The organism is Anaerovorax odorimutans DSM 5092 (assembly GCF_000426305.1).
In the GTDB taxonomy this organism is placed as follows: domain Bacteria; phylum Bacillota; class Clostridia; order Peptostreptococcales; family Anaerovoracaceae; genus Anaerovorax; species Anaerovorax odorimutans.
Genome location: NZ_AUFC01000020.1, coordinates 32,566 through 52,208, shown reverse-complemented (window position 1 = coordinate 52,208; position 19,643 = coordinate 32,566). Strand labels below are relative to the sequence as shown.

The window sequence follows — 19,643 nt, the reverse complement described above, 5'->3', positions numbered from 1 at the left end:
TTTTTGTTAGCATTTTGTTAGCAGATTAATGTTAAGGAACTCTTAATAAAAAAGCTTTGTTTTTAACTATATAGTTACATATCAGTATCAACTGCTTTTATAAAATCCTGTAACTGAATTTGCAGCATCTCTTGAATCGCATTTACCATTGATACCAATTGACCAGCAGACTGTTTAACCTGCTCCTTATTCTTAAGCCCTCCTTCTAATGCTGGTAACAAAGATTTGTTAAATGACATAAAAGATTTAATTACACTCTTCCATTTTTCAACAAGCACATCAAAATCATTATTATCCTTAAATGCTATACTCCATGGTGCTAATATTTTTTTCTGCAGTACACTCTCCATGCTTTCCGCTATGGTATAGATTAAAAGCATTTTAGAACCTCTTTTTGATAAATAATCAAATTGTTCATTTTCATTATCCGTTCTCATTTCTCTTTTATTTTTAAGCATTATTTTATATTCATCAATCGCACGTGAAAGTGAATATACAAATATAATATGTTCAACCTTCAACTGATCTGAAAATATAAAATTATAGTCTTTGTCTCCATCCCATATTGCCTTTTTCCCATTATAAGCTTTTACACAATCGCCATGATAAGCCATTACTGTTTGTGCTACCATATAAGGATCAAGAATCTCTTTATTCTTTGGTTTTTTATCGTCTCGCCTACCTCCACTATAATATAATTGAGGATATTTTTTAAATTCCCTTCTTAATCTCTCTTGTTGCTTATCATTACTACGTAAATCAGAAGGTAAAATCTCGTTCTGTTTGTTATTGTTATTTATGATTTCTTCTATGACTTTTGTATCATTACATACAATGAACCTAATTGGAACCCAAAAATCATCCACCAGTTTCTCAACCGAAGCTACAGCCCCTGTTGTTTGAGCCCCATTAATTATCGTTATTCCTTTAATTATCAAGTCTTTTTCTTCAGATAATGTATAATCATTTACAAGTGCTGTAATACCATTATTATATGCCCAAAAATTTTTAGGCTTATCTTCTACTGTCGCCATTATCCCTAAATTTATTTTATTCTTTCTTTTTCCTGCGCCCAAAAAATTTCTAGGATTCCCTGAAAAAATTTCATCCTCTTTATATTTTAGGCTTAATTCTCTTAACCACATTCCAGAAACTGCAGTTACGCAAGCTTTCCATTTGTCCTCAGCAATTTCAAATCCTTCTTTGTTTGTATAAACCCTCATTGTATCTTCAATAGTTATCCTTTTATTCGAACTATTATACCATTTTTCAATAGTAGCATTTCCAACTTCCAACGCTATTATTTTAATATCAGTATCTGGAGAAAATGTATTAACTAAATTTTGGGCTGCAACTTGAACAGTATTTAATTCCTCTTGGATATCTTTATTATTTTTTTCATTTAAATTATGCACATACCAAAAATATATAGAATTAATATCCCCATTCAAAATTGCCTCTTGCAGTTCTTGAACCGAATCTCTAATTTGGGTCGGTACAGATTCTATATCACGCGCAAAAACCCAAGCGGCTGCTGTATTTAAATCACTCGCTTTATTGCCTGGAGCCAAATCACTTTCTAAAGGATTTTTTTCATATATGCTTGTGCTATTACTGCTAATCCTGAATCTCTGTCAATATAAATCAAGTCGCATTTTTTATCATTATGCCCATCTGTTAGAGACTCTGACGCTACTGATATAATATCTTCTATATCATATCTCAATTGTAATGCATACATAAGTAATGAGTTATCACCATAATTATCAATCAAATCTTTCCTCGCTTTAAAATTATTATTATAATTATACATCCATTTCCTCCATTTTATTCAAAAACTCGTTCCATTATCCCTTGTTCCATATCATCAATGCTATAAACATGTTCCATAACTTCAAAGGTTTCTCTAAGATTTCCTCGGGCACTCTTCCATCCTATTCCATCTGTAAACCAAACAAATGTAAATCCGTCTATCGAATCCGCCTCTTGCGATAACATTTTATAACTTCTAGCAGTTTCATTCAGTTTAGAGCCTCCACCGCCATAGAAATTTGTCTCACAGCCATAGATCATGTTGTCTGTTTTTATTACAAAGTCAAATCTTTTTACCGTCTTTCCTGCATTAGAAATCTTAGATAAATCAATATTCCACTTCTTTTCCACGTCAGCCAAATTCATCTCTTTGTAATATGTCTTATTTTTTTCAAGCCCTGCTGCCTTAATATATTTTTCTACCAATTCTTCCATTTGATGCCCTCCTCGGTTTTTACGACCATTGGAATCTAATCCTGTTTCAATTCCTAATGCATAATCAACAAGATTATTCACCAAATGATTTTCTATAATATTAAACAATCCAGTTTTTCGCATAAAAATTATATACTGTTCAATATCATAGTTTTTATTTTTGAAATTATATAAAAATATGCCTTCTTCGTCCTGCGCATAAATTTCAGTGCTTCTTACCGCAAGCATTAACGGTATGCACTTTAATGTTTCAGGATACTTTGCAGTAATATCCACAAACTCGGATTCTATATTTTTAGATCCAATAAGCGTATTAAGAATATTTAGTTCTATTTTAATTTCATCTACATTCCTTACAACCTTATCAAAGTCTATATAGTAGTCATAGCTCGAAATACTTGTTTTAAATTTGCTTAGCCATTCATCAAAGTTTCTTTCCTTCATGTACTTTCTCCAACCTTCTTTTACTTATCTGTAAATACTCTTCCACATTATCAACACCTATAAATATTCTATTATTTTTACTGGCTACCTTACCAGTTGTTCCTGAACCACAAAAAGGATCTAAAACCACATCCCCTTCGCTTGTTGATGATAAGATAATTCGTTCTAACAAATATTCTGGTTTTTGTGTAGAGTGTTTCCCCTCGGCTTTTTCAGATGGCTTTGTTAGACTGCCTGTCCACACATCTTTCATCTGCTTACCGTCATTCATTTCTTTCATCACTTTATAGTTAAATAATTGCTTAGCCTTCTTTTCATTCTTTTTTGCCCATAGGATTGTCTCCGTTGAATGCGTAAAACATCTACATGCAAGATTTGGTGGCGGATTTGTTTTTTGCCATGTAATATTATTTAGAATTTTAAACCCTTCCTGTTCTAACGCCATACCAATAGAATAGATATTATGGAGTGTTCCCGATATCCATATCGTTCCGTTTGGTTTTAGCACTTTCTTACATAATCGAATCCATCCACGATTAAACTTATGCTTAGCATTTAAGTCTTTACCTTCATCCCAAGTTCCTTTATTTACAGAAACCATTTTACCTGCTTGACAAGTAATTCCATTATTACTTAAAAAATAAGGTGGATCTGCAAATATCATATCCACACTTTCCGGCTTAACTTTTTTCAAAATTTCAAAGCAATCTCCTAAAAGCAACTGCTCTGTTTCAGTTTCAAAATATACATTAATTCTACCTCTAAGTAGTTTTTTCAATACTCTTACCTCTAATAATTTGTAATAATTACCTCTTTACCAACCCTATTATTCGCATCGGAATTGATCATTCTCTTTACATTAACCACGTCTCTATTAAAATCAGCATATAGCTCATTAATCAATTCTGTATTGTGGTTTGTAAGCATACAGTAACATCCTTTATTCGTTAATTCCTTAAATACCTTTGCTAATCTTCTATGACTCTCAATATCAAATCCTTCTTTCGTATATGATTCAAAAGAAGTGGGATTTAATGGGGCATATGGACTATCAATAAATACAAAATCGCCTTTTTGTGCAAAGTCGCATGTGATTTGAAAATCTCCCTCCAAAATGGTTACCTTTTGTAAACTTTCAGATATGGCTTTTATGCTTTCCCTTGTACAGGATGCTTTTACGCTATTATTATATGGCACGTTGAATAATCCCTTGCCATTAACTCTATATAATCCATTGAAACAATGTTTGTTTAAAAACACAAACAAGGCAGCTAGTTCCACATCAAACTCTGCCTTCATCAACTTATCATTATAAACTTCTCTAACTTTATAAAAATATTCTTTTCCGCCCCCTACAATTCCGTTATCAAAAATTGTTATTGCATCAAAAAAATCTTCAGGCACTTCTTTAATTTTTCGGTAGGAATTTATTAAAGAACTGTTAAGGTCACTAATCGTAGCCCGTTCTGGGAGCAAATCGAAATACACAGCTCCTCCGCCTACAAATGGCTCAAAATATCCATTGTACTTTTCAGGCATTCTCAACCTAATATGATTTAGTAGTTGACGTTTCCCGCCTGCCCATTTTACAAAAGGCGCTACATTTATATTTTTCATGAAATTCCCTTCATTTTAACTTAAATTAAGTAGGTCTATCTACTTACTCCATTATAAGTAAAATATGCAGAAAATACAACAAACAAAACTATCTATGTTTACTTTTCAAAAATAAAAATATATTCATGTGCTAACATTAGAAATTCATTATTTTTGTTTCTCCAATAAGGGGTGGAGCTGCAATTATGTTGTTGCTTAATTATAATTTCTTTTGATTTAAACCCTATTTTCAAAAATATATTCATTACTTCCATACCTAAAGGAACTACATTTCCATTTTTACGTATGTCTCCAATCATAATCGAACATACTTTTTGCCTTTTTAATACACGATATGATTCTAACGCTACATCTTCCATAGCTCTTAAAAATTCTTCATATGATAAAAGAGATAAATCATTTTCGATTTCATCACTATACTTAATAATATTTGCGTAAGGTGGATGCGTACATATCAAATCAATACTTTCACTTTTGATAAAATTTAATTTTTTTGCATCCGCTAATCTAATACATATTTTGGAATTTGCTAAACATTTAAATTCAATATTTGAGCTTGCTAAATTTATCGCTTGCTCATTAATATCAACCCCAATAGCATTTCTTCCTAATAATTTTGCTTCGATTAAACTGGTCCCACTGCCTAAAAACTGATCTAATACCCAGTCGTTTGATTTACTATACCTTAGAATCAAATTACGTGGCACATAAGGCGACCAATTACCCCTATAACCCCCTGAGTGAGTTGCCCAACTCCCTCTTTCAGAAAAAGACCATATAGTTGTTCTTTCTAGTTCGAAATTGTTTGGATGTAATATCATAAATATCTCCCCTTTTTCGTATTAATACTTTTATTTTACCATAATTTTACATTTAAGCAACGTCTATTTATTCCCACTCTTTGCTAAACATATCTTTTTTCTTAGTGAAACATAATTCAATAAGACAGAGCCCTGGCTCCTGTGTTTCACTATATGTGAAATACCCATATCAAGTTTCTATGTCATAATTATTTTATGAATATAAGAGGTGAAATCATGAAATATCAAACTGAGGGTGAACTATATGCCGCTATTGGTAAAAATATAAAATATTACCGTGAGAAATCTAATATTACACAAACAAAATTATGCGAGCTTTCTGGTATTAGCATTAGCTACCTAACCAAAATTGAAGCTCCAAATTGTAATAAAAGCATTTCGCTAGCCTTACTTAATGATATTGCAAATGCGTTGAATATTGAAATCACATCTCTTTTAGAAAGAAGGAATTAAATGAAATTATTAGATGCAGAAGCAAGAATTAAAAAGTTTGTTAATAAACCTTTTAAGGAATATTTATCTCCTGATAAATTACACGATGCAATCGTAAATAAAGGTCGCACAGGGCAACTCCTTGAACTCACCATAGGTTTGGGCTTATCAAATACTACTTTAGATTTTGAAGACGGAGAATTAAAAACAAATAAATGCGATAAATTTGGAAACCCAAAGGAAACTATGTTTATTACACAAACAAGTAGTATTATTGATGACCTGCTTTCTGAAAAAGACTTTTACTCGTCAAAATTGTATAATAAACTAAAAAATATCCTTTATGTTCCTATTAGCAAAGATGGTCCAGTTTCAGATTGGATGTACCTTCCATGCATACATATTAATTTAGAATCACCACCATATAGAGCTTTAAAAGAACAACTTGAACTTGATTACTATTCAATTTGTCAGCAGCTTAACCAACATATTCGAACCTCACCAGATGGATTTATACATACCTCAAACGGAAAATTCATGCAAATCAGAAGCAAAGATTCAAAACCATATTCACCTATTTATTCTACAACATATGGCCGCAAAGTTTCTAATAAAAACCATGCATTTTATTTTAAAAAAGAGTTTATGAAATATATTGTTTCTCTAAACTAATAATAGACTATCTTCGGAGGCAGTATTATCCTGCCTCTATTTACGAAACAGGCCTTATACGATGCTCTATAAAATGCCTTTTACATATCCATACTCTGTTTCCCACATCATTAACAATTTCCTCATTCCCAGATACCTTATAGCCCTTCAAGCGAAGTTCTCTAAGTTCCTTTTCGCTCTTCTTCCTTACATTCTCTGCGTTAACCGGTACAGGGAAATCAGACATATCTTCCAAAACACTTGCGCCATGTACACCGCTAACAATTCCGACATTGATAGGATCAACAGCAGAAAATGCTCCTTCGTAATAGCTATTTTGAGTAGCGAAAAATTCCATCCTTTCTTTCAAGAATTCTGTTTCGTGCAATTTGTTGTCTCTGTATTTTATATTATTAGGGCAAGTCACATATTAAACTTTAACTTTTTTCTTTAGCAGTATTGATTGAACAGATAAATGCTATATAATAAAATTACAATTATATTATGGATTCGTTGTAATGGAACCTTTATGGAATCATCCTTGACGTTGCTAGCATGATATTATATACGTCTAGATAAAAGTAAAGAAAGGGTTTTCGCTATGTCCATTGGTGACAAGATAAAAAAGATAAGAATTAAGAGGGAGCTTACGCAAAAGGAATTAGGTATTGACATTGGTTTCAGCCAAGCAACAGCCGATGTGCGCATCGCTCAATATGAATCAGAAACTCGTGTGCCAAAAGAGGCAATTCTATTTAAAATTGCTAATGTTTTAAATGTAAATCTTGACTATCTGATGGCTCCTGCCCTTACTAAAACGGAAGAGATTATACATACCCTGATTTATTTGGATGAATATAACCAATTAAAATTTTAGGAAAAAGAAACTATCACTCCTGAAGGCGAACGCATTAAAAATATGTATGTTTCGCTCTCATATCTGGATACCTATTTGGAAGAATGGGCATAAGAGAAAAAAGCTCTTGAAGGCGGAGATATTACACAAGAAGAATACTATGAGTGGAAGATTAATTGGCCAGAAAGCTCGGAGAAATATAAATCAATTTTGGACTCTACTAAATCCAGAATATTAACTTAAAGTATATTTTATAGTATCTTTCTCTATCTACATTGTGGTTAGTGGTATAACATGCCATAAAACTATCTCATAATGTAGAAATGAGCGATAATTAAGAATAAAATAAAGGGTGAGAAATTACCAAATATAAATATTGTAACTTGAGCTAAAAGATAAAAAAGAACATTAAAGAATGTATATATGGAGGATAAATCGCTATGGCTACTGAGCTTGAATTACTATCTCAAAGAGATAGCATTGAAAAGGCATTCAAATCTTTAATAAAAAGTGGACGACCTGACATCAAAGATGAGGACAATCAAAACCTGGTCCCACAGTTATATGTTGATCTATTTGAAAATAATTATATATTAAATCAAGCCTTAGATGATAATCATGTTATTTTCAAAGGACGAAAGGGAACAGGAAAATCCACTGTTTTTCTACAAGCAGAGAATAAGATTAATAAAGATAAGTATAAGTTGCCAGTTTATATCAATTTACAGTCATGCTATGAAGAAATTAGAACTGCAAATATCGAAACGCAAGAAGAATTAACACGCTATAATATGTATTACAATTTTTTTAATGAAATTCTATTAACCATTAAGAAAAGTATTGCTAAGGTTATACCAGATCGTAATTTAAACATATTATTTGAGGAAATCAAAAAAGGCGATTATATTGATGCTGATTTTCTAAGAAATATGCAAGTTACAAACAGTAATGATAATACAAAAAAGACTTCCTTTAACGCAGAACTAGATTCAATAAAAGCATTGCCTAAACTATCCTCTTCATTTAGCAATGAAAAAAATGAACATCATGAAGAAAAACATATTACAACAGAACTAAGAATATTTTCTATCAACAAAATACTAACAAAATTGAAAGAAATTCTTGTTAAACATAAAATAAGCAAAGTCTATCTTTTATTAGATGATTTCAGTGAGTTGTCTTATGAATCACAACATTTAATTATTGATTCTCTAATCTCTCCTATAATAACTTCTTACAACGATATGTTTGTTGTAAAACTAGCAGCATATCCATATAGAATATACATGGGAAATATTGATACTTCAAAAATATTACCATATTCGTTGGACTTTTATGATGTTTATGAAAAAACTTCTGCAAACTATACCAAAGTTGAAGAGTCTGCTATAGATTATGTCAAGCGTACTATCGAAAAAAGAATTGAAATATATACAACCAATCAAATAACAGCCTCTGATCTCTTTGATACGTCAAAGGTTGAAATTAACACATATTACAAAACCCTTTTTTATGCATCATCTGGTATTCCTCGTTCGCTAGGATACATATTGACATACTGCTATTTAAGTTCGATAAACCAAGGTAATAGTATTACTATTCAAAATATTAATTCAGCAGCAAAAAAATATTTTATAGACAATGTATTAGCTGACTTTTATAATGACGTAAGATTTAAACAATCATTTTACGATGATAAAGAGATTTTGAATCAGTTAGCTCAAAAAAACTTAATGGAAAAGATTATTGAAATTACAAAGCAGTTTAAGCGTCAACAAATTTCTAAATTTACAAAAAATGAAGATATTAAGCAAATATATTCGGAAACATTAAAGAAATATAAAAGTGGCATAACTTATTGGTTACCTTCTTCACATTTCTATGTGGACAAAGATATTGAAAACATTTTGCAAACTTTAGAATTATATTTTATTGTAAATAAATTCAATGAAGGGAGTAGTCGACGCGTAGGAAAAAAAGCTTCCTATTTTGGTTTAAACTATGGTCTTTGTCTTGAGAATGGAATTGATTATGGCAAACCTGAGTTCAGGCGTTCTTACGATTATTGGCGACAAGATGAGTTTGATTTTACTGAAATTATTCCAAGTATTTTAAGCTCAATAGAAATCCCTATTTGTACTGAATGTAATTATGAATATAATAATGAAGCAGAATATGAAATGGCTGTAAAATTCAACCGTTGCTTAAAATGCGGCAAAGAGGATTGCATACAAAAAGTAAACAAATTTGAAGAAACATTTAAGGAAAAACTTAAAAACTGGGAAGATATTAGTCTACCAGATCTATATATTAACATCCTCCGAGTTTTATATAATAATCGTTCTAAAGAACTTACCGCCTATGAAATTTCATTAGAGGTAGAAAAGCATCATCTAACAATAACAAAATCGATGAACAAGCTATTTTCTCTTGGTTATATTAAATATGAACGGAGAGAAAAACGATACTATACAATTAACGATTCTGCTATCTCTAAGTTTTTTACAAATAACTAAATTTCTGTTATCATTCCAAAAAATTAAGCCTCATAAACCCATAATTTGTAAGGTTTGTGAGGCTTTTGTTTACTATTCCCATTCGATTAAGGTGTCTACAACTTAAACATATTAGTTTAGCAAAAGTGCCTTTTTAGAGTGGTTTTTCTTCATATTATCCCTATTATTTTTCTTTCACTGATTTTTTGTTATCAAAATGTTATCAGCGAATGGTTTGAGTGTATATATAAAAAGCAGAATAAAAATGCGAGATAGTTGCCTTGACCACCTCACTGACCACCTTAACAATGCCGTAAAATTGGCTTTTGTGCATATCCCGACCACCTAAGCTGCGATAAACCTCAAATCTGACCACCTATAGGAACTCTCGAAAACGTCGGCACTGCCGACGTTTGTGGCTGTGAGGGGTCGCTTGCCGACCACCTCGCTTTATCCCGCACCGAAATCGAACGGTGGGTTCACCACAGTTGTTCTAACACTTCATGCCATTGGCAATTCTTTTTTTAATTAAATCACCACTCTAAATCATAGGAATGGGTGAACAAATCGTTCACCCTCAAATCTCGCCAAATTTGCCTTAACCCTCTGCAGTGGCATTAATACCCTAGCTTGTCAATCGCACACGGAGGCGAACACGAGGCAACGGATGGTTGATTTCTACCTTTCATGTACTGATATTTGTATTCTATCCGTAACACCATACAAATCCATTAACTGCTTTGCATATACGCGGGCTCTATTAGAACTTATAACTCCTTCAGAAAAATAGCCCGTTTCTCCAATTGGTTTAGCTTCAAGAAGCAACGTACTTACTTGAGTTATAATAGGATCTTTTTCAGGGTAATTGTTTTTAGAAGTCGCTTTATGTATTTTATTATCCCTAACAATTTTTTTAAACAACTCACAGTCTATTTCGTAAGCTATTTTACAAATTTCTGCAATGAAATCCTTCCATGTGGAAACCTCTATGTTCCTACTTTCATAAATAACATATTCTAATACTGTTCCAGACATAGGAGTGGTTATATCAGAAATAGGATATATACCTGCTTCAAATTCGCTAGTAGTATTCTTCGTTTGATATTTACGAGTTCTTGCTAAAGGAGATGTTATTGCTTTGCAAGCTCTTTTAGCAAGTCTGTTATTTTTTTTTGTAATTTCATTTTCTTTCCATGCTATATTATCTACTATTTCAGAAGTAATTATAAATTGCACATCTTTTAAATTGGATTGCTTAATATCCCATGATTTGTTTGAGATTTTAGAGTTATAGCTTTGAGAAATAGGTGCCAAATTTCCAATACAATTAAGATATTTTTCATGAATTCTTTCCGCATTCTCTTGTCCACCTAAATTTTCTATCCACCAATCATTAAGCGTTTGTGGCATAATGTGTTCTATTGTTACTTGCTCTAATGGAATAGGTATGTTGCTTCTTTCGCTCTCTTCTATCTTTAAAAGAACAACTTTTGCGTAATTAGTATTTACGGAATTAGTTAGTGCCTCTATAAATTCATCGTCAGTTGGAAACCTTCCTGAAGGAGCATTGCTGTTGGATAATTCAAAAAGTATTGACTGATAATTATTTTCTATAATTCCAGAATTTAGACCTTCAAGTAATTGTTGCACAACAGAGCGTAGAGCACCACCTCCACCAGAAGGTGATACAATTCTATATCTTAACATAAAATCTGAAAGTAATGTTAGTATCTTTATTAATTCTGGTTTATCGCTTTCATAATGAGTATCAAATAAATACAAATATAATGGGTATACATCATCTGATTTCACATAGTTTAAAACCTTTATTAATTTATTAATTTTATCAATGGGACAATTTTCAAACTTCAACCACTCATAGTATTTTGAATATTTGTACATATCCCTTAGAATATCTATATGCAACGCTCCGGTGCTATTAAAGTGATCTTTGAACATCTTATATATATTTGAATCTGGCACATCTTCGAATATGTTCAAAATTAAATAATCACGTGAAAACCTTGATATATTTTGGTTCTTTATTCTTTTTTCAATTTTTACCCAATAATCTTCGTATAATCTTTCTTGTTCAAAGGAGTTATTAGCTAGCAGTAAAAAATTTCTAATCAAATCTGCGGCTGTTAATCTTTTTCCAGTTGAATTTATTTTTTCAAAGACTGTTTGTATTGCTCCCAAATCATTTTCAATTTGAAGATTTACATCTACGACTTCAAGTTTAGGAATAGTTTCATAGATTTCTTTAGCATTTACATCACAGTTAGATATTAACTTTTTAAAATAATTATAATTTTTAGTAACGTTATTATCATCATTTTCTATTGGTGTATCGTCAATAATTGACATAAAACTCCTTGAGTCATATGATGTTTGTTTTAATCTGATTCTAAATCGATTATCTCCTGTATCATTAATTAAATATCTCTTATTAACACTATCATATACATTTTCATCTTTTATACTATCTACTATCTCTCAATGCACATAAAAGCAGGAGAACAGTAGTAACACGTTGTTGACCATCAACAAGTATAAATTCATTATAAGATGCCCCATTGTTTTTACCAACATAATATACAATATTACCTAAGTAATGACTTTTTTTATTTTTATGAGATGCAATTATATCATTAAAAAGTTCTTCACATTGTTCATATGTCCATTCATAATTTCTCTGAAAAGGAGGAATTATAAATACTTTATCTAGTCCTCCTATAAAATTTAGTACATTTGTTTCTGTAGCTCGCATATTTAAATACTCCTCTCAGCATTCATCATTTTAATTAATAAATACTTATATTATAAAGTATATCACCATAATTTTACAAAAACAACACATACATTTATCTGCGACGATGCGACGATATTTATACACCACACATAGCCATAAAAATACCGTCATATCGACGCAAAAGGGTGCTGTAAATCACAGCACCCTTTGAATTCAACCTGTGACTCCCTGTTTTAGAGAGTCATATTTTTCTATCTTTTTTAAAATTATCAGCCGTTCCGTATGTGTTCGCTTGTAACCAAGAGTAATGCCATACCTGTTAAACAGTTCATCAGCAAGAACAGTCAATCGTCTTGTCAGCACATTTGGAGATATATCATCAAACCTTAATCTTTCAAGTAGTAACGGATTTTCAGCTTTATCTCCAATATTGCGTTCAATGCTATCTAAATTCCATAAACATTTTTCTCCGTCAAAAGAAACTTTAAGCCGCATATTCTGCACATCTCTACCAGCTATGTCGATGTTAGCTGAATTCTGCACTCGTTTTGGTTTCACCATAATAAATGCACCATCTACTGCACCGAGTAATCCGTTTGTACCAGATACATCATCAAAGCTATCTTCAGACTGTTGTTTTCGTGTGTGATGAACTACTAAAACACAAATGTTATGCATGTCTGCAAACTCTTTTAAGGCTGATGCAATATCGTAATCACTGGAATAGCTGAACTTTTCGCCGCCTTTTTCTCTGACCTTTTGCAAGGTGTCAATGATAATTAGCTTTGTGTCTGGGTGCTGTACTAAGAAGTTACAAAGCTGTTCTTCCAACCCCTCGGTTAAGTTTTTAGATCTTGTGTCAAAGTGAAAGTTTTCGTTATCTTCATCGCCAAACATTGTGGATAGACGTTTTTGTATTCTTGAAAAATCATCCTCCAAGGCAAGATACAGAACAGCTCCGCCGTTAACCTTAAAATCCCATAGGGGTAACCCCTTGCTGATGCAGTAGCCAAGTTGTGCCATAAAGAAGGATTTTCCTACTTTTGGTGCTCCCACAAAGAGGTATGCTCCGGAGTAGAGCATACCTTCGATGATTTCTTTTCGTGGGGTGAACACTGTATCATAAATCTCATTCAGTGACAGGGTTTCTAAAATATTTTCATTGTTTTTGGACTTTGCAGTGGTTATAATATTATTATTGGGATTGAGCGACTGATTCATATCTGTTGGAGCAGATGTGATTAAATCAGTTGTTTTTTTCGTTTCCATCTTCATTAAATTCCCCCTTAATTCCGTCTATAATTTTTAGAATATAGGCTGTCAAATCAAGCAGTTCATCATCTTTATCGGTTTTAGAAAGCCTTTTTAGTTGTTCTGCTACTGAATTCAATTCATTCCTCAGTGCCTTGTAAACTCTCGGATTTGGGTTAATTGTTATTTCTCGGTTAAGTACTCGGCTGATGATGTAATCTTGCTTTGTTAGCCCCGACAGCCTTGCAAGAGCGTCCAGTGTATGGACTTCTTCGGGTGACATTCTAAACCCTACGGTTTTATTTCGCCACCTGTTTTTCTTATCTAAGCATTTATGTGACATTTTACGCTCCTCTTTCCACATTTAATTTATCCGCTATTTCTGTCTGCCTTGTTGGGAATAGGTGAGCGTATCGGTATGTAATGTCTATGCTTTCATGCCCAACTCTATCGGCAATTGCTACTGCACTAAACCCCATTTCTATCAGAAGTGAAACGTGTGAGTGCCTTAAATCATGTATTCTGATACGCTTAATATTTTGTTCCTTGCTACCTCTTGTCATTTCGTGATGGAGGTAGCTTTTTGTTATCTCGAAGATTCTTTGGGTCGGTTCTATACCGTACAGCGAATTTATGTATTCTTGCATTTCCTCGTTTAAATATATTCATTACAAAAAAGAACCAAAGTCTTACTTCTATGAACAGTTTAAAGATAATAATGACTACTTCCAAATTTGTTACAATACTGAATATAAAATTTATTCGGAACATTATAAGTTTTACCATAAAGATTTATTTAAATATGTTGAAAAACCGTATCGGTATTTGCAAATGTTTTCAAGCAAAGAATTTAATCACAAATTCAGTAATTCGAAAAGTTTTTTCCCAAAAGAGCCTCCCACTAGAATTACAAAAATAGCTCCCCACACATATTATGAAGGTATAGAATTTAATAATATTCTTTTTGAATCATTCAAATTGGAGCAGATTTGTTTTCATAATTGTTCTTTTAGAAATTGCAGTTTTAAAAACATTCGTTTCAAAAAGGATTTTGTAGGATTTGCCCCCAATTATATTCAAGGATTCAGTTCTTGTGATTTTTTTAATGTAAACTTTGAAAATTGTGATATCAATAATACTTTTTTTAGCATAGGAAATCTGAATCATATTCATTTTATTAATACCAATCTTTGCAATTCCTTGTTTCATAGAATTAGTTTTAATAAAGTAGTTTTCTCTGGAATTAGCACATTAAATAATACAAGCTTTTATTTTCCATCAAAATCTTTTGATGTTTCATTTATTGGAGCTGTTGAACAATTTCACGTTGATGCAAAATGTGTTGTTACCGCATTTTCCTATGATGACAAAACTAACATAACTCTTGAGGAATGGTTTAAATATAAAATATGGAAATCTGTTAAGCATAAAGAAGTAGCTAATACACTATTTACTTTCGAACAGATTTGGACAGCAAACCATATACGTGAAGAGCATAATAATTACGCAAACTTTTATTATCAAAGAAAGAAAGCTGAAACACGTAGTTTAGCCAAATGGTCTCGGTTTACTGGATATATCTCTGAATTTACTATTGGATATGGTAAAAAACCTTTTAGAGCATTTGGAAGCTTGGGGGTTCTAATTTTAATTTTTAGCTTAATATATTTATTTACAGGATTTTCGCCCACCACAGATTCTCCAGAAATTCGATATTATATTACCGGATGCTTTGATTCATTAACTACACTTTTCACAGATTATTTGCAAAGTCTTTATTATAGTTTCTTTACAATGATTTCTGTCGGTCAGGGAAGTGCGTCTCCGTCAACACCATTAACCCAAATCGCAATGTCTGTAGAATTACTGTTAGGTGCAATACTAGTGACTCTCTTCACCGGTACCTTGTTTAGAAAATATACAAAATAAATTCTGTTATCAAAGTGTTATCAACGCACAAAAAGACAGACCACAAACCCGCATGAAACTTGGGTTTGTGGTCTTTTGTTTACTATTCCCATTCTATCGTTGAAGGTGGTTTACTTGTAATATCATACACTATTCTATTTACGCCCTTAACTTCATTTACAATCCTGTTTGAAATCTTTTCTAGTACGTCATATGGGATTCTGGCCCAGTCTGATGTCATTCCATCTACTGATGTAACTGCTCTGATTCCAACTGTATAATCGTAGGTTCTGAAGTCTCCCATAACACCTACGCTTCTGATGTTTGGAAGTACGGTAAAGTACTGCCAGATTTCACTTTCTAGTCCATTTAATCGAACTTCTTCACGAAGTATTGCATCGGACTCTCTTATAATTTCAAGCTTTTCTGGAGTAATTTCTCCAAGGCATCTTATTGCAAGCCCCGGACCTGGGAACGGCTGTCTCCATACAAGTTCATGAGCGATTCCAAGTTCTTCTCCTACGGCTCTTACTTCATCTTTAAATAATAATCTTAAAGGCTCCAAAAGATTCATTTTCATATCTTCGGGAAGTCCTCCAACGTTATGGTGGCTCTTTATAACTGCTGCTTGTCCTGACCCGCTTTCAACTACATCAGGATAAATCGTTCCTTGAAGTAAAAAGTCAATGCCGCCTAATTCTTCACTTAACTTATTTGATTCTTCTTCAAAAACTCTAATGAATTCTGCACCGATAATCTTACGTTTCTTCTCAGGATCAGAAACTCCATTTAACTTTGAAAGAAATCTTTCTTGTGCATTAACACGAATTATCTTCATGTTAAACTGGTTTCCGTAAACCTCCATTACTTGATCGCCTTCATCTTTACGTAAAAGCCCATGATCCACGAAAATACAAGTTAGATTATCTCCTATAGCTTTATGGGTAAGAACAGCTGCAACGGATGAATCCACGCCACCTGAAAGGGCGCAAAGAACTCTTTTATTTCCAACTATTTCTTTAATTTCATCTATTTTAGTTTTTGCAAAGTTTGCCATTGTCCAATTTTCTTCACAGCCGCAAACTTCATATAGGAAGTTCTTTAATAAATCTTGTCCAAATGGTGTATGATGTACCTCAGGATGAAATTGTACAGCATAAAGTTTCTTTTCTGAGTTTTCCATAGAAGCCGTTGGACAATTATCAGTATATGATGATACTTCAAAGCCTGAAGGAACTTCTTCAATGTAATCAGTATGACTCATCCAGCAGATAGAATCAGAAGCGATACCCTTAAACAATAAGCTTTTATTAGAGCTTTGAATTAGTTTAACCCTGCCATATTCCTTATAGTCAGGACTTACTACTTTTCCTCCGAGAACATGTGCCATTAATTGTGCTCCATAGCAGATTCCCAAAATAGGTACTCCTAGCTCAAACAATTCCTTTGAAAGCATAGGTGCGCCTTCTTCATATACACTAGCCGGTCCTCCTGTAAAAATAATACCTTGAGGCTTTGACTCTTTTACTTTTTCCAAACATTTAGAATAAGGTACTATTTCACAATAAACATTTGCTTCTCTTACTCTACGTGCAATCAATTGGTTATACTGACCACCAAAGTCCACAACCAAAACACCCTTATATTGCATATATATCTCCTTTTATGATTTAATATTTAAAAATTCCTATTATTTATCCTTTAAAATAACATCATGCGCTCCGCCTTCTACAATACTTGTTGCAGATACTATAGTAAGTTTTCCCTTCTTTTGTAAGTCCGGTATATTTGTTACACCACAGTTACACATGGTAGATTTTACTTTATTTAAAGAAAGAGTTACGTTATCTTTAAGACTTCCTGCATAAGGTACATAAGAATCAACACCCTCTTCAAAAGACAGTTTTCCGTCACCGCCTAAATCATAACGCTGCCAATTTCTGGCTCTGTTTGATCCTTCTCCCCAATATTCCTTAACATAACTTCCATTTATATTTAACTTATTTGTCGGACTTTCATCAAATCTTGAAAAGTATCTTCCAAGCATTATAAAATCTGCTCCCATGGCTAATGCCAGTGTCATATGATAGTCGTATACAATGCCACCGTCTGAGCAAATAGGAATGTAGATGCCTGTCTTTTCAAAGTATTCATTTCTTGCTTCATTTACTTCAATAACAGCAGAAGCTTGTCCTCTTCCGATTCCCTTTTGTTCACGTGTTATACAAATAGATCCTCCACCAATGCCGATTTTAACAAAATCTGCTCCTGCTTCAGCTAAGTATAAGAAGCCTTCTTTATCTACAACATTACCTGCTCCTATCTTAACAGTATCACCATATTTAGCTCTTACAAAGTCTATCGTATCTTTTTGCCATTCTGTAAATCCCTCCGAAGAATCTATACATAAGACATCTGCTCCTGCTTCGACCAACGCCGGAATTCTTTCTTCATAATCTCTTGTGTTAATACCGGCTCCCACTACATATCTCTTATGACTGTCTAATAACTCATTTGGATTTTCTTTATGAGAATCATAATCTTTTCTGAATACAAAATGTGTTAATCTTTGATTTTCATCTATAATAGGAAGAGCATTTAATTTATTATCCCAAAGAACATCATTTGCCTCTGATAATGTACATCCTTCTTTTGCATAAATCAAGGATTCAAAAGGAGTCATAAATTCACTTACTTTTGTATCCATAGACATTCTGCTTACTCTGTAATCTCTGCTCGTTACAATTCCTAATATCTTACCCGCAGAAGTACCATCATCAGTTACTGCTACAGTTGAATGTCCACTGTTTTCTTTCAACGCAATTATATCTGCCAAAGTCTGATCAGGTCTGATATTTGAATCACTCGTTACAAAACCTGCCTTATGACTTTTTACACGTTTAACCATTTCTGCCTGACTTTCAATAGGCTGTGATCCGAAAATAAAGGATACTCCTCCTTCTTTTGCTAAAGCTACTGCCATTTTATCATCTGAAACAGACTGCATAATAGCAGAAACAAGTGGAATATTCATAGAAAGCGGCGATTCTTCGCCCTTTTTAAATTTTACTATAGGTGTCTTTAAACTTACATTTTCGACTCTGCATTCCTTTGAAGAATAGCCTGGTACTAAAAGGTATTCGTTAAATGTTCTTGATGGTTCATTAATAAAAATCGCCATTATTGTTCCTCCTCTAAAAATTCTTCAAGCGTAATATCTTTTTCATATATTTCGTCAGCTACCGTCTCCCCAACATATCTAATATGCCAAGGCTCGTAATTATAGCCGGTAATATCTTCTTTACCTTTTTTATATCTGATAATATATCCAAAATTATGGGCATTTTCTTTAAGCCATTTTCCTTCAGCCGTATCTCCGTATTCATAAGATAATGAATAATTTACAGAAGGTGAAGTGACATCTACAGCCAATCCTGACTGATGTTCACTATATCCCGGTTTTGCGCTGAATTTATCTGCTGCTTCCTGCCCTTCTCTTTGTACATAATTATCATACAATATTTTCTGAAATCCATAAGATCTGTATGCTGTTGTCATAACAATTTCATACCCATCTTGTTTAGCAGCTTCAGAAAGTTTATTAAATTGTTCTGCAGCTTCCTTTCTCATATATCTTGATGCCTGGGTTCTGTCTTCAGCATAATATTTTACTGCTGTTAAATCATCAGGCTTATAATTTTCATCTACGGGATTATCTTTATTTACCAATATAAGTAATCCTTTATCTTTTGCTTCTGAAATAAGAGCTTGCCATTTTTCTTCCTTTTCCTTAATCTCTTGCTTAGTATTTTCCTGTTCTTCTTTACTTAAATCTTTTTTATCTTTTCCTAAAAATATCTTTGTAGGTCCGTCTGCTCCTCCGATTATTGTAAGAGGAGAACTGTCCATATGCCTAAAAAATATTTCAACCCCTGCTAATATTAAAAAAACTATTATCATAAAAATTATAACTACAGTTTTTAGTTTGCTATTATTTTTCATAAATATATCCTCAAATCTCCTAAATCCTTAATAAGTTATTTTATAATAAAACTAAATTTTGTTCAACCATATTTAATAATTATTATAAATAAGTTACAGCTTTTTATTAAAATATATTAATAAAGTATTCATCCGTAAAAAAAGCTCCGGAAAATTCCGGAGCTTTC

The 19,643-nt window shown here is 32.6% G+C and carries 20 protein-coding genes; 5 read left to right on the top strand and 15 right to left on the bottom strand.

Annotation, left to right across the window (positions count from 1 at the left end):
- Positions 1–74: 74 nt before the first annotated feature.
- The 6 genes from K292_RS18260 to K292_RS0108670 form a co-directional block, all read right to left on the bottom strand.
- On the bottom strand, positions 75–1,571 hold the full coding sequence (locus K292_RS18260) for an AIPR family protein (protein ID WP_084145949.1): 1,497 nt from the start codon (positions 1,569–1,571) through the stop codon (positions 75–77).
- A gap of 8 nt (positions 1,572–1,579) precedes the next feature.
- The gene (locus K292_RS16555; RefSeq protein ID WP_037372887.1) at positions 1,580–1,813 is read right to left on the bottom strand and encodes a hypothetical protein; all 234 of its coding nucleotides are present in this window, start codon (positions 1,811–1,813) and stop codon (positions 1,580–1,582) included.
- Between the two features lie 14 nt (positions 1,814–1,827).
- Entirely contained in the window at positions 1,828–2,691 is an 864-nt protein-coding gene (locus tag K292_RS0108685; protein WP_027399512.1) for a type II restriction endonuclease, read from the bottom strand.
- A complete protein-coding gene (locus K292_RS0108680) occupies positions 2,672–3,469 on the bottom strand; it encodes a DNA-methyltransferase (RefSeq protein ID WP_027399511.1) in 798 nt (265 codons plus the stop codon). The genes K292_RS0108685 and K292_RS0108680 overlap by 20 nt, the downstream gene beginning before the upstream one ends.
- Before the next feature lie 11 nt (positions 3,470–3,480).
- Positions 3,481–4,308 carry a DNA adenine methylase gene (locus K292_RS0108675; protein WP_027399510.1) on the bottom strand — a complete coding sequence of 276 codons (828 nt, stop codon included), beginning with the start codon at positions 4,306–4,308 and terminating at the stop codon, positions 3,481–3,483.
- A 98-nt stretch (positions 4,309–4,406) separates the two neighbouring features.
- A complete protein-coding gene (locus K292_RS0108670) occupies positions 4,407–5,129 on the bottom strand; it encodes a TRM11 family SAM-dependent methyltransferase (RefSeq protein ID WP_037372886.1) in 723 nt (240 codons plus the stop codon).
- Positions 5,130–5,345: 216 nt separating this feature from the next.
- On the opposite strand from K292_RS0108670, the gene K292_RS0108665 reads away from it, so the two are divergent.
- Both K292_RS0108665 and K292_RS0108660 read left to right on the top strand, forming a co-directional pair.
- Positions 5,346–5,582 (top strand): helix-turn-helix domain-containing protein, encoded by a 237-nt coding sequence (locus tag K292_RS0108665; RefSeq protein ID WP_027399508.1) that lies wholly within the window; start codon positions 5,346–5,348, stop codon positions 5,580–5,582.
- On the top strand, positions 5,583–6,233 hold the full coding sequence (locus tag K292_RS0108660; protein WP_027399507.1) for a MutH/Sau3AI family endonuclease: 651 nt from the start codon (positions 5,583–5,585) through the stop codon (positions 6,231–6,233).
- 40 nt (positions 6,234–6,273) lie between these two features.
- Here K292_RS0108660 and K292_RS0108655 read toward each other — a convergent pair whose 3' ends face one another.
- The gene (locus K292_RS0108655) at positions 6,274–6,600 is read right to left on the bottom strand and encodes a hypothetical protein (RefSeq protein ID WP_027399506.1); all 327 of its coding nucleotides are present in this window, start codon (positions 6,598–6,600) and stop codon (positions 6,274–6,276) included.
- 213 nt (positions 6,601–6,813) lie between these two features.
- Here K292_RS0108655 and K292_RS17860 point away from each other — a divergent pair, with 213 nt between their 5' ends.
- Together K292_RS17860 and K292_RS0108645 are read left to right on the top strand one after the other, a co-directional pair.
- A complete protein-coding gene (locus K292_RS17860) occupies positions 6,814–7,089 on the top strand; it encodes a helix-turn-helix domain-containing protein (protein WP_051280556.1) in 276 nt (91 codons plus the stop codon).
- A 419-nt stretch (positions 7,090–7,508) separates the two neighbouring features.
- The gene (locus K292_RS0108645; RefSeq protein ID WP_027399505.1) at positions 7,509–9,584 is read left to right on the top strand and encodes a hypothetical protein; all 2,076 of its coding nucleotides are present in this window, start codon (positions 7,509–7,511) and stop codon (positions 9,582–9,584) included.
- Between the two features lie 657 nt (positions 9,585–10,241).
- Here the strand turns inward: K292_RS0108645 and K292_RS0108640 are convergent.
- From K292_RS0108640 to K292_RS0108620, 5 genes are all read right to left on the bottom strand, one after another.
- Positions 10,242–11,999, bottom strand: coding sequence for a DUF262 domain-containing protein (locus K292_RS0108640; protein ID WP_330364944.1), 1,758 nt, complete (start codon positions 11,997–11,999; stop codon positions 10,242–10,244).
- Between the two features lie 46 nt (positions 12,000–12,045).
- Positions 12,046–12,333, bottom strand: a complete 288-nt coding sequence (locus K292_RS0108635; RefSeq protein WP_027399503.1) for a DUF262 domain-containing protein — start codon at positions 12,331–12,333, stop codon at positions 12,046–12,048.
- A gap of 195 nt (positions 12,334–12,528) precedes the next feature.
- Entirely contained in the window at positions 12,529–13,590 is a 1,062-nt protein-coding gene (locus K292_RS16545; protein WP_051280554.1) for an AAA family ATPase, read from the bottom strand.
- Complete coding sequence (locus K292_RS0108625; protein ID WP_027399502.1) at positions 13,562–13,909, bottom strand: plasmid mobilization protein; 348 nt, start codon at positions 13,907–13,909, stop codon at positions 13,562–13,564. The genes K292_RS16545 and K292_RS0108625 overlap by 29 nt, the downstream gene beginning before the upstream one ends.
- A 1-nt stretch (position 13,910) precedes the next feature.
- Positions 13,911–14,213, bottom strand: coding sequence for a tyrosine-type recombinase/integrase (locus K292_RS0108620; protein ID WP_027399501.1), 303 nt, complete (start codon positions 14,211–14,213; stop codon positions 13,911–13,913).
- A 184-nt stretch (positions 14,214–14,397) separates the two neighbouring features.
- Here K292_RS0108620 and K292_RS0108615 point away from each other — a divergent pair, with 184 nt between their 5' ends.
- Entirely contained in the window at positions 14,398–15,495 is a 1,098-nt protein-coding gene (locus K292_RS0108615) for an ion channel (protein WP_027399500.1), read from the top strand.
- 82 nt (positions 15,496–15,577) lie between these two features.
- On the opposite strand, the gene guaA is transcribed toward K292_RS0108615, so the two are convergent.
- The 3 genes from guaA to K292_RS0108600 are packed head-to-tail and all read right to left on the bottom strand — an operon-like array spanning position 15,578 to position 19,476.
- Positions 15,578–17,125 (bottom strand): glutamine-hydrolyzing GMP synthase, encoded by a 1,548-nt coding sequence (gene guaA, locus K292_RS0108610; protein WP_027399499.1) that lies wholly within the window; start codon positions 17,123–17,125, stop codon positions 15,578–15,580.
- Positions 17,126–17,164: 39 nt separating this feature from the next.
- Complete coding sequence (locus tag K292_RS0108605) at positions 17,165–18,655, bottom strand: IMP dehydrogenase (RefSeq protein WP_027399498.1); 1,491 nt, start codon at positions 18,653–18,655, stop codon at positions 17,165–17,167.
- The gene (locus K292_RS0108600) at positions 18,655–19,476 is read right to left on the bottom strand and encodes a M15 family metallopeptidase (RefSeq protein ID WP_051280552.1); all 822 of its coding nucleotides are present in this window, start codon (positions 19,474–19,476) and stop codon (positions 18,655–18,657) included. Before K292_RS0108600 ends, K292_RS0108605 begins: the two co-directional genes overlap by 1 nt.
- Between the last annotated feature and the right edge of the window lie 167 nt (positions 19,477–19,643).

Bases quoted from the DNA above. Each gene is read 5' to 3' on its own strand.
- K292_RS0108645 (WP_027399505.1), top strand. From the start codon at position 7,509: ATGGCTACTGAGCTTGAATTACTATCTCAAAGAGATAGCATTGAAAAG.
- K292_RS0108685 (WP_027399512.1), bottom strand. From the start codon at position 2,691: ATGAAGGAAAGAAACTTTGATGAATGGCTAAGCAAATTTAAAACAAGT.
- K292_RS0108660 (WP_027399507.1), top strand. From the start codon at position 5,583: ATGAAATTATTAGATGCAGAAGCAAGAATTAAAAAGTTTGTTAATAAA.
- K292_RS0108635 (WP_027399503.1), bottom strand. From the start codon at position 12,333: ATGCGAGCTACAGAAACAAATGTACTAAATTTTATAGGAGGACTAGAT.
- guaA (WP_027399499.1), bottom strand. From the start codon at position 17,125: ATGCAATATAAGGGTGTTTTGGTTGTGGACTTTGGTGGTCAGTATAAC.
- K292_RS0108605 (WP_027399498.1), bottom strand. From the start codon at position 18,655: ATGGCGATTTTTATTAATGAACCATCAAGAACATTTAACGAATACCTT.
- K292_RS0108670 (WP_037372886.1), bottom strand. From the start codon at position 5,129: ATGATATTACATCCAAACAATTTCGAACTAGAAAGAACAACTATATGG.
- K292_RS16555 (WP_037372887.1), bottom strand. From the start codon at position 1,813: ATGTATAATTATAATAATAATTTTAAAGCGAGGAAAGATTTGATTGAT.
- K292_RS16545 (WP_051280554.1), bottom strand. From the start codon at position 13,590: ATGAAGATGGAAACGAAAAAAACAACTGATTTAATCACATCTGCTCCA.
- K292_RS0108625 (WP_027399502.1), bottom strand. From the start codon at position 13,909: ATGTCACATAAATGCTTAGATAAGAAAAACAGGTGGCGAAATAAAACC.
- K292_RS0108665 (WP_027399508.1), top strand. From the start codon at position 5,346: ATGAAATATCAAACTGAGGGTGAACTATATGCCGCTATTGGTAAAAAT.
- K292_RS0108600 (WP_051280552.1), bottom strand. From the start codon at position 19,476: ATGAAAAATAATAGCAAACTAAAAACTGTAGTTATAATTTTTATGATA.
- K292_RS0108615 (WP_027399500.1), top strand. From the start codon at position 14,398: ATGTTTTCAAGCAAAGAATTTAATCACAAATTCAGTAATTCGAAAAGT.
- K292_RS17860 (WP_051280556.1), top strand. From the start codon at position 6,814: ATGTCCATTGGTGACAAGATAAAAAAGATAAGAATTAAGAGGGAGCTT.
- K292_RS0108675 (WP_027399510.1), bottom strand. From the start codon at position 4,308: ATGAAAAATATAAATGTAGCGCCTTTTGTAAAATGGGCAGGCGGGAAA.
- K292_RS0108620 (WP_027399501.1), bottom strand. From the start codon at position 14,213: ATGCAAGAATACATAAATTCGCTGTACGGTATAGAACCGACCCAAAGA.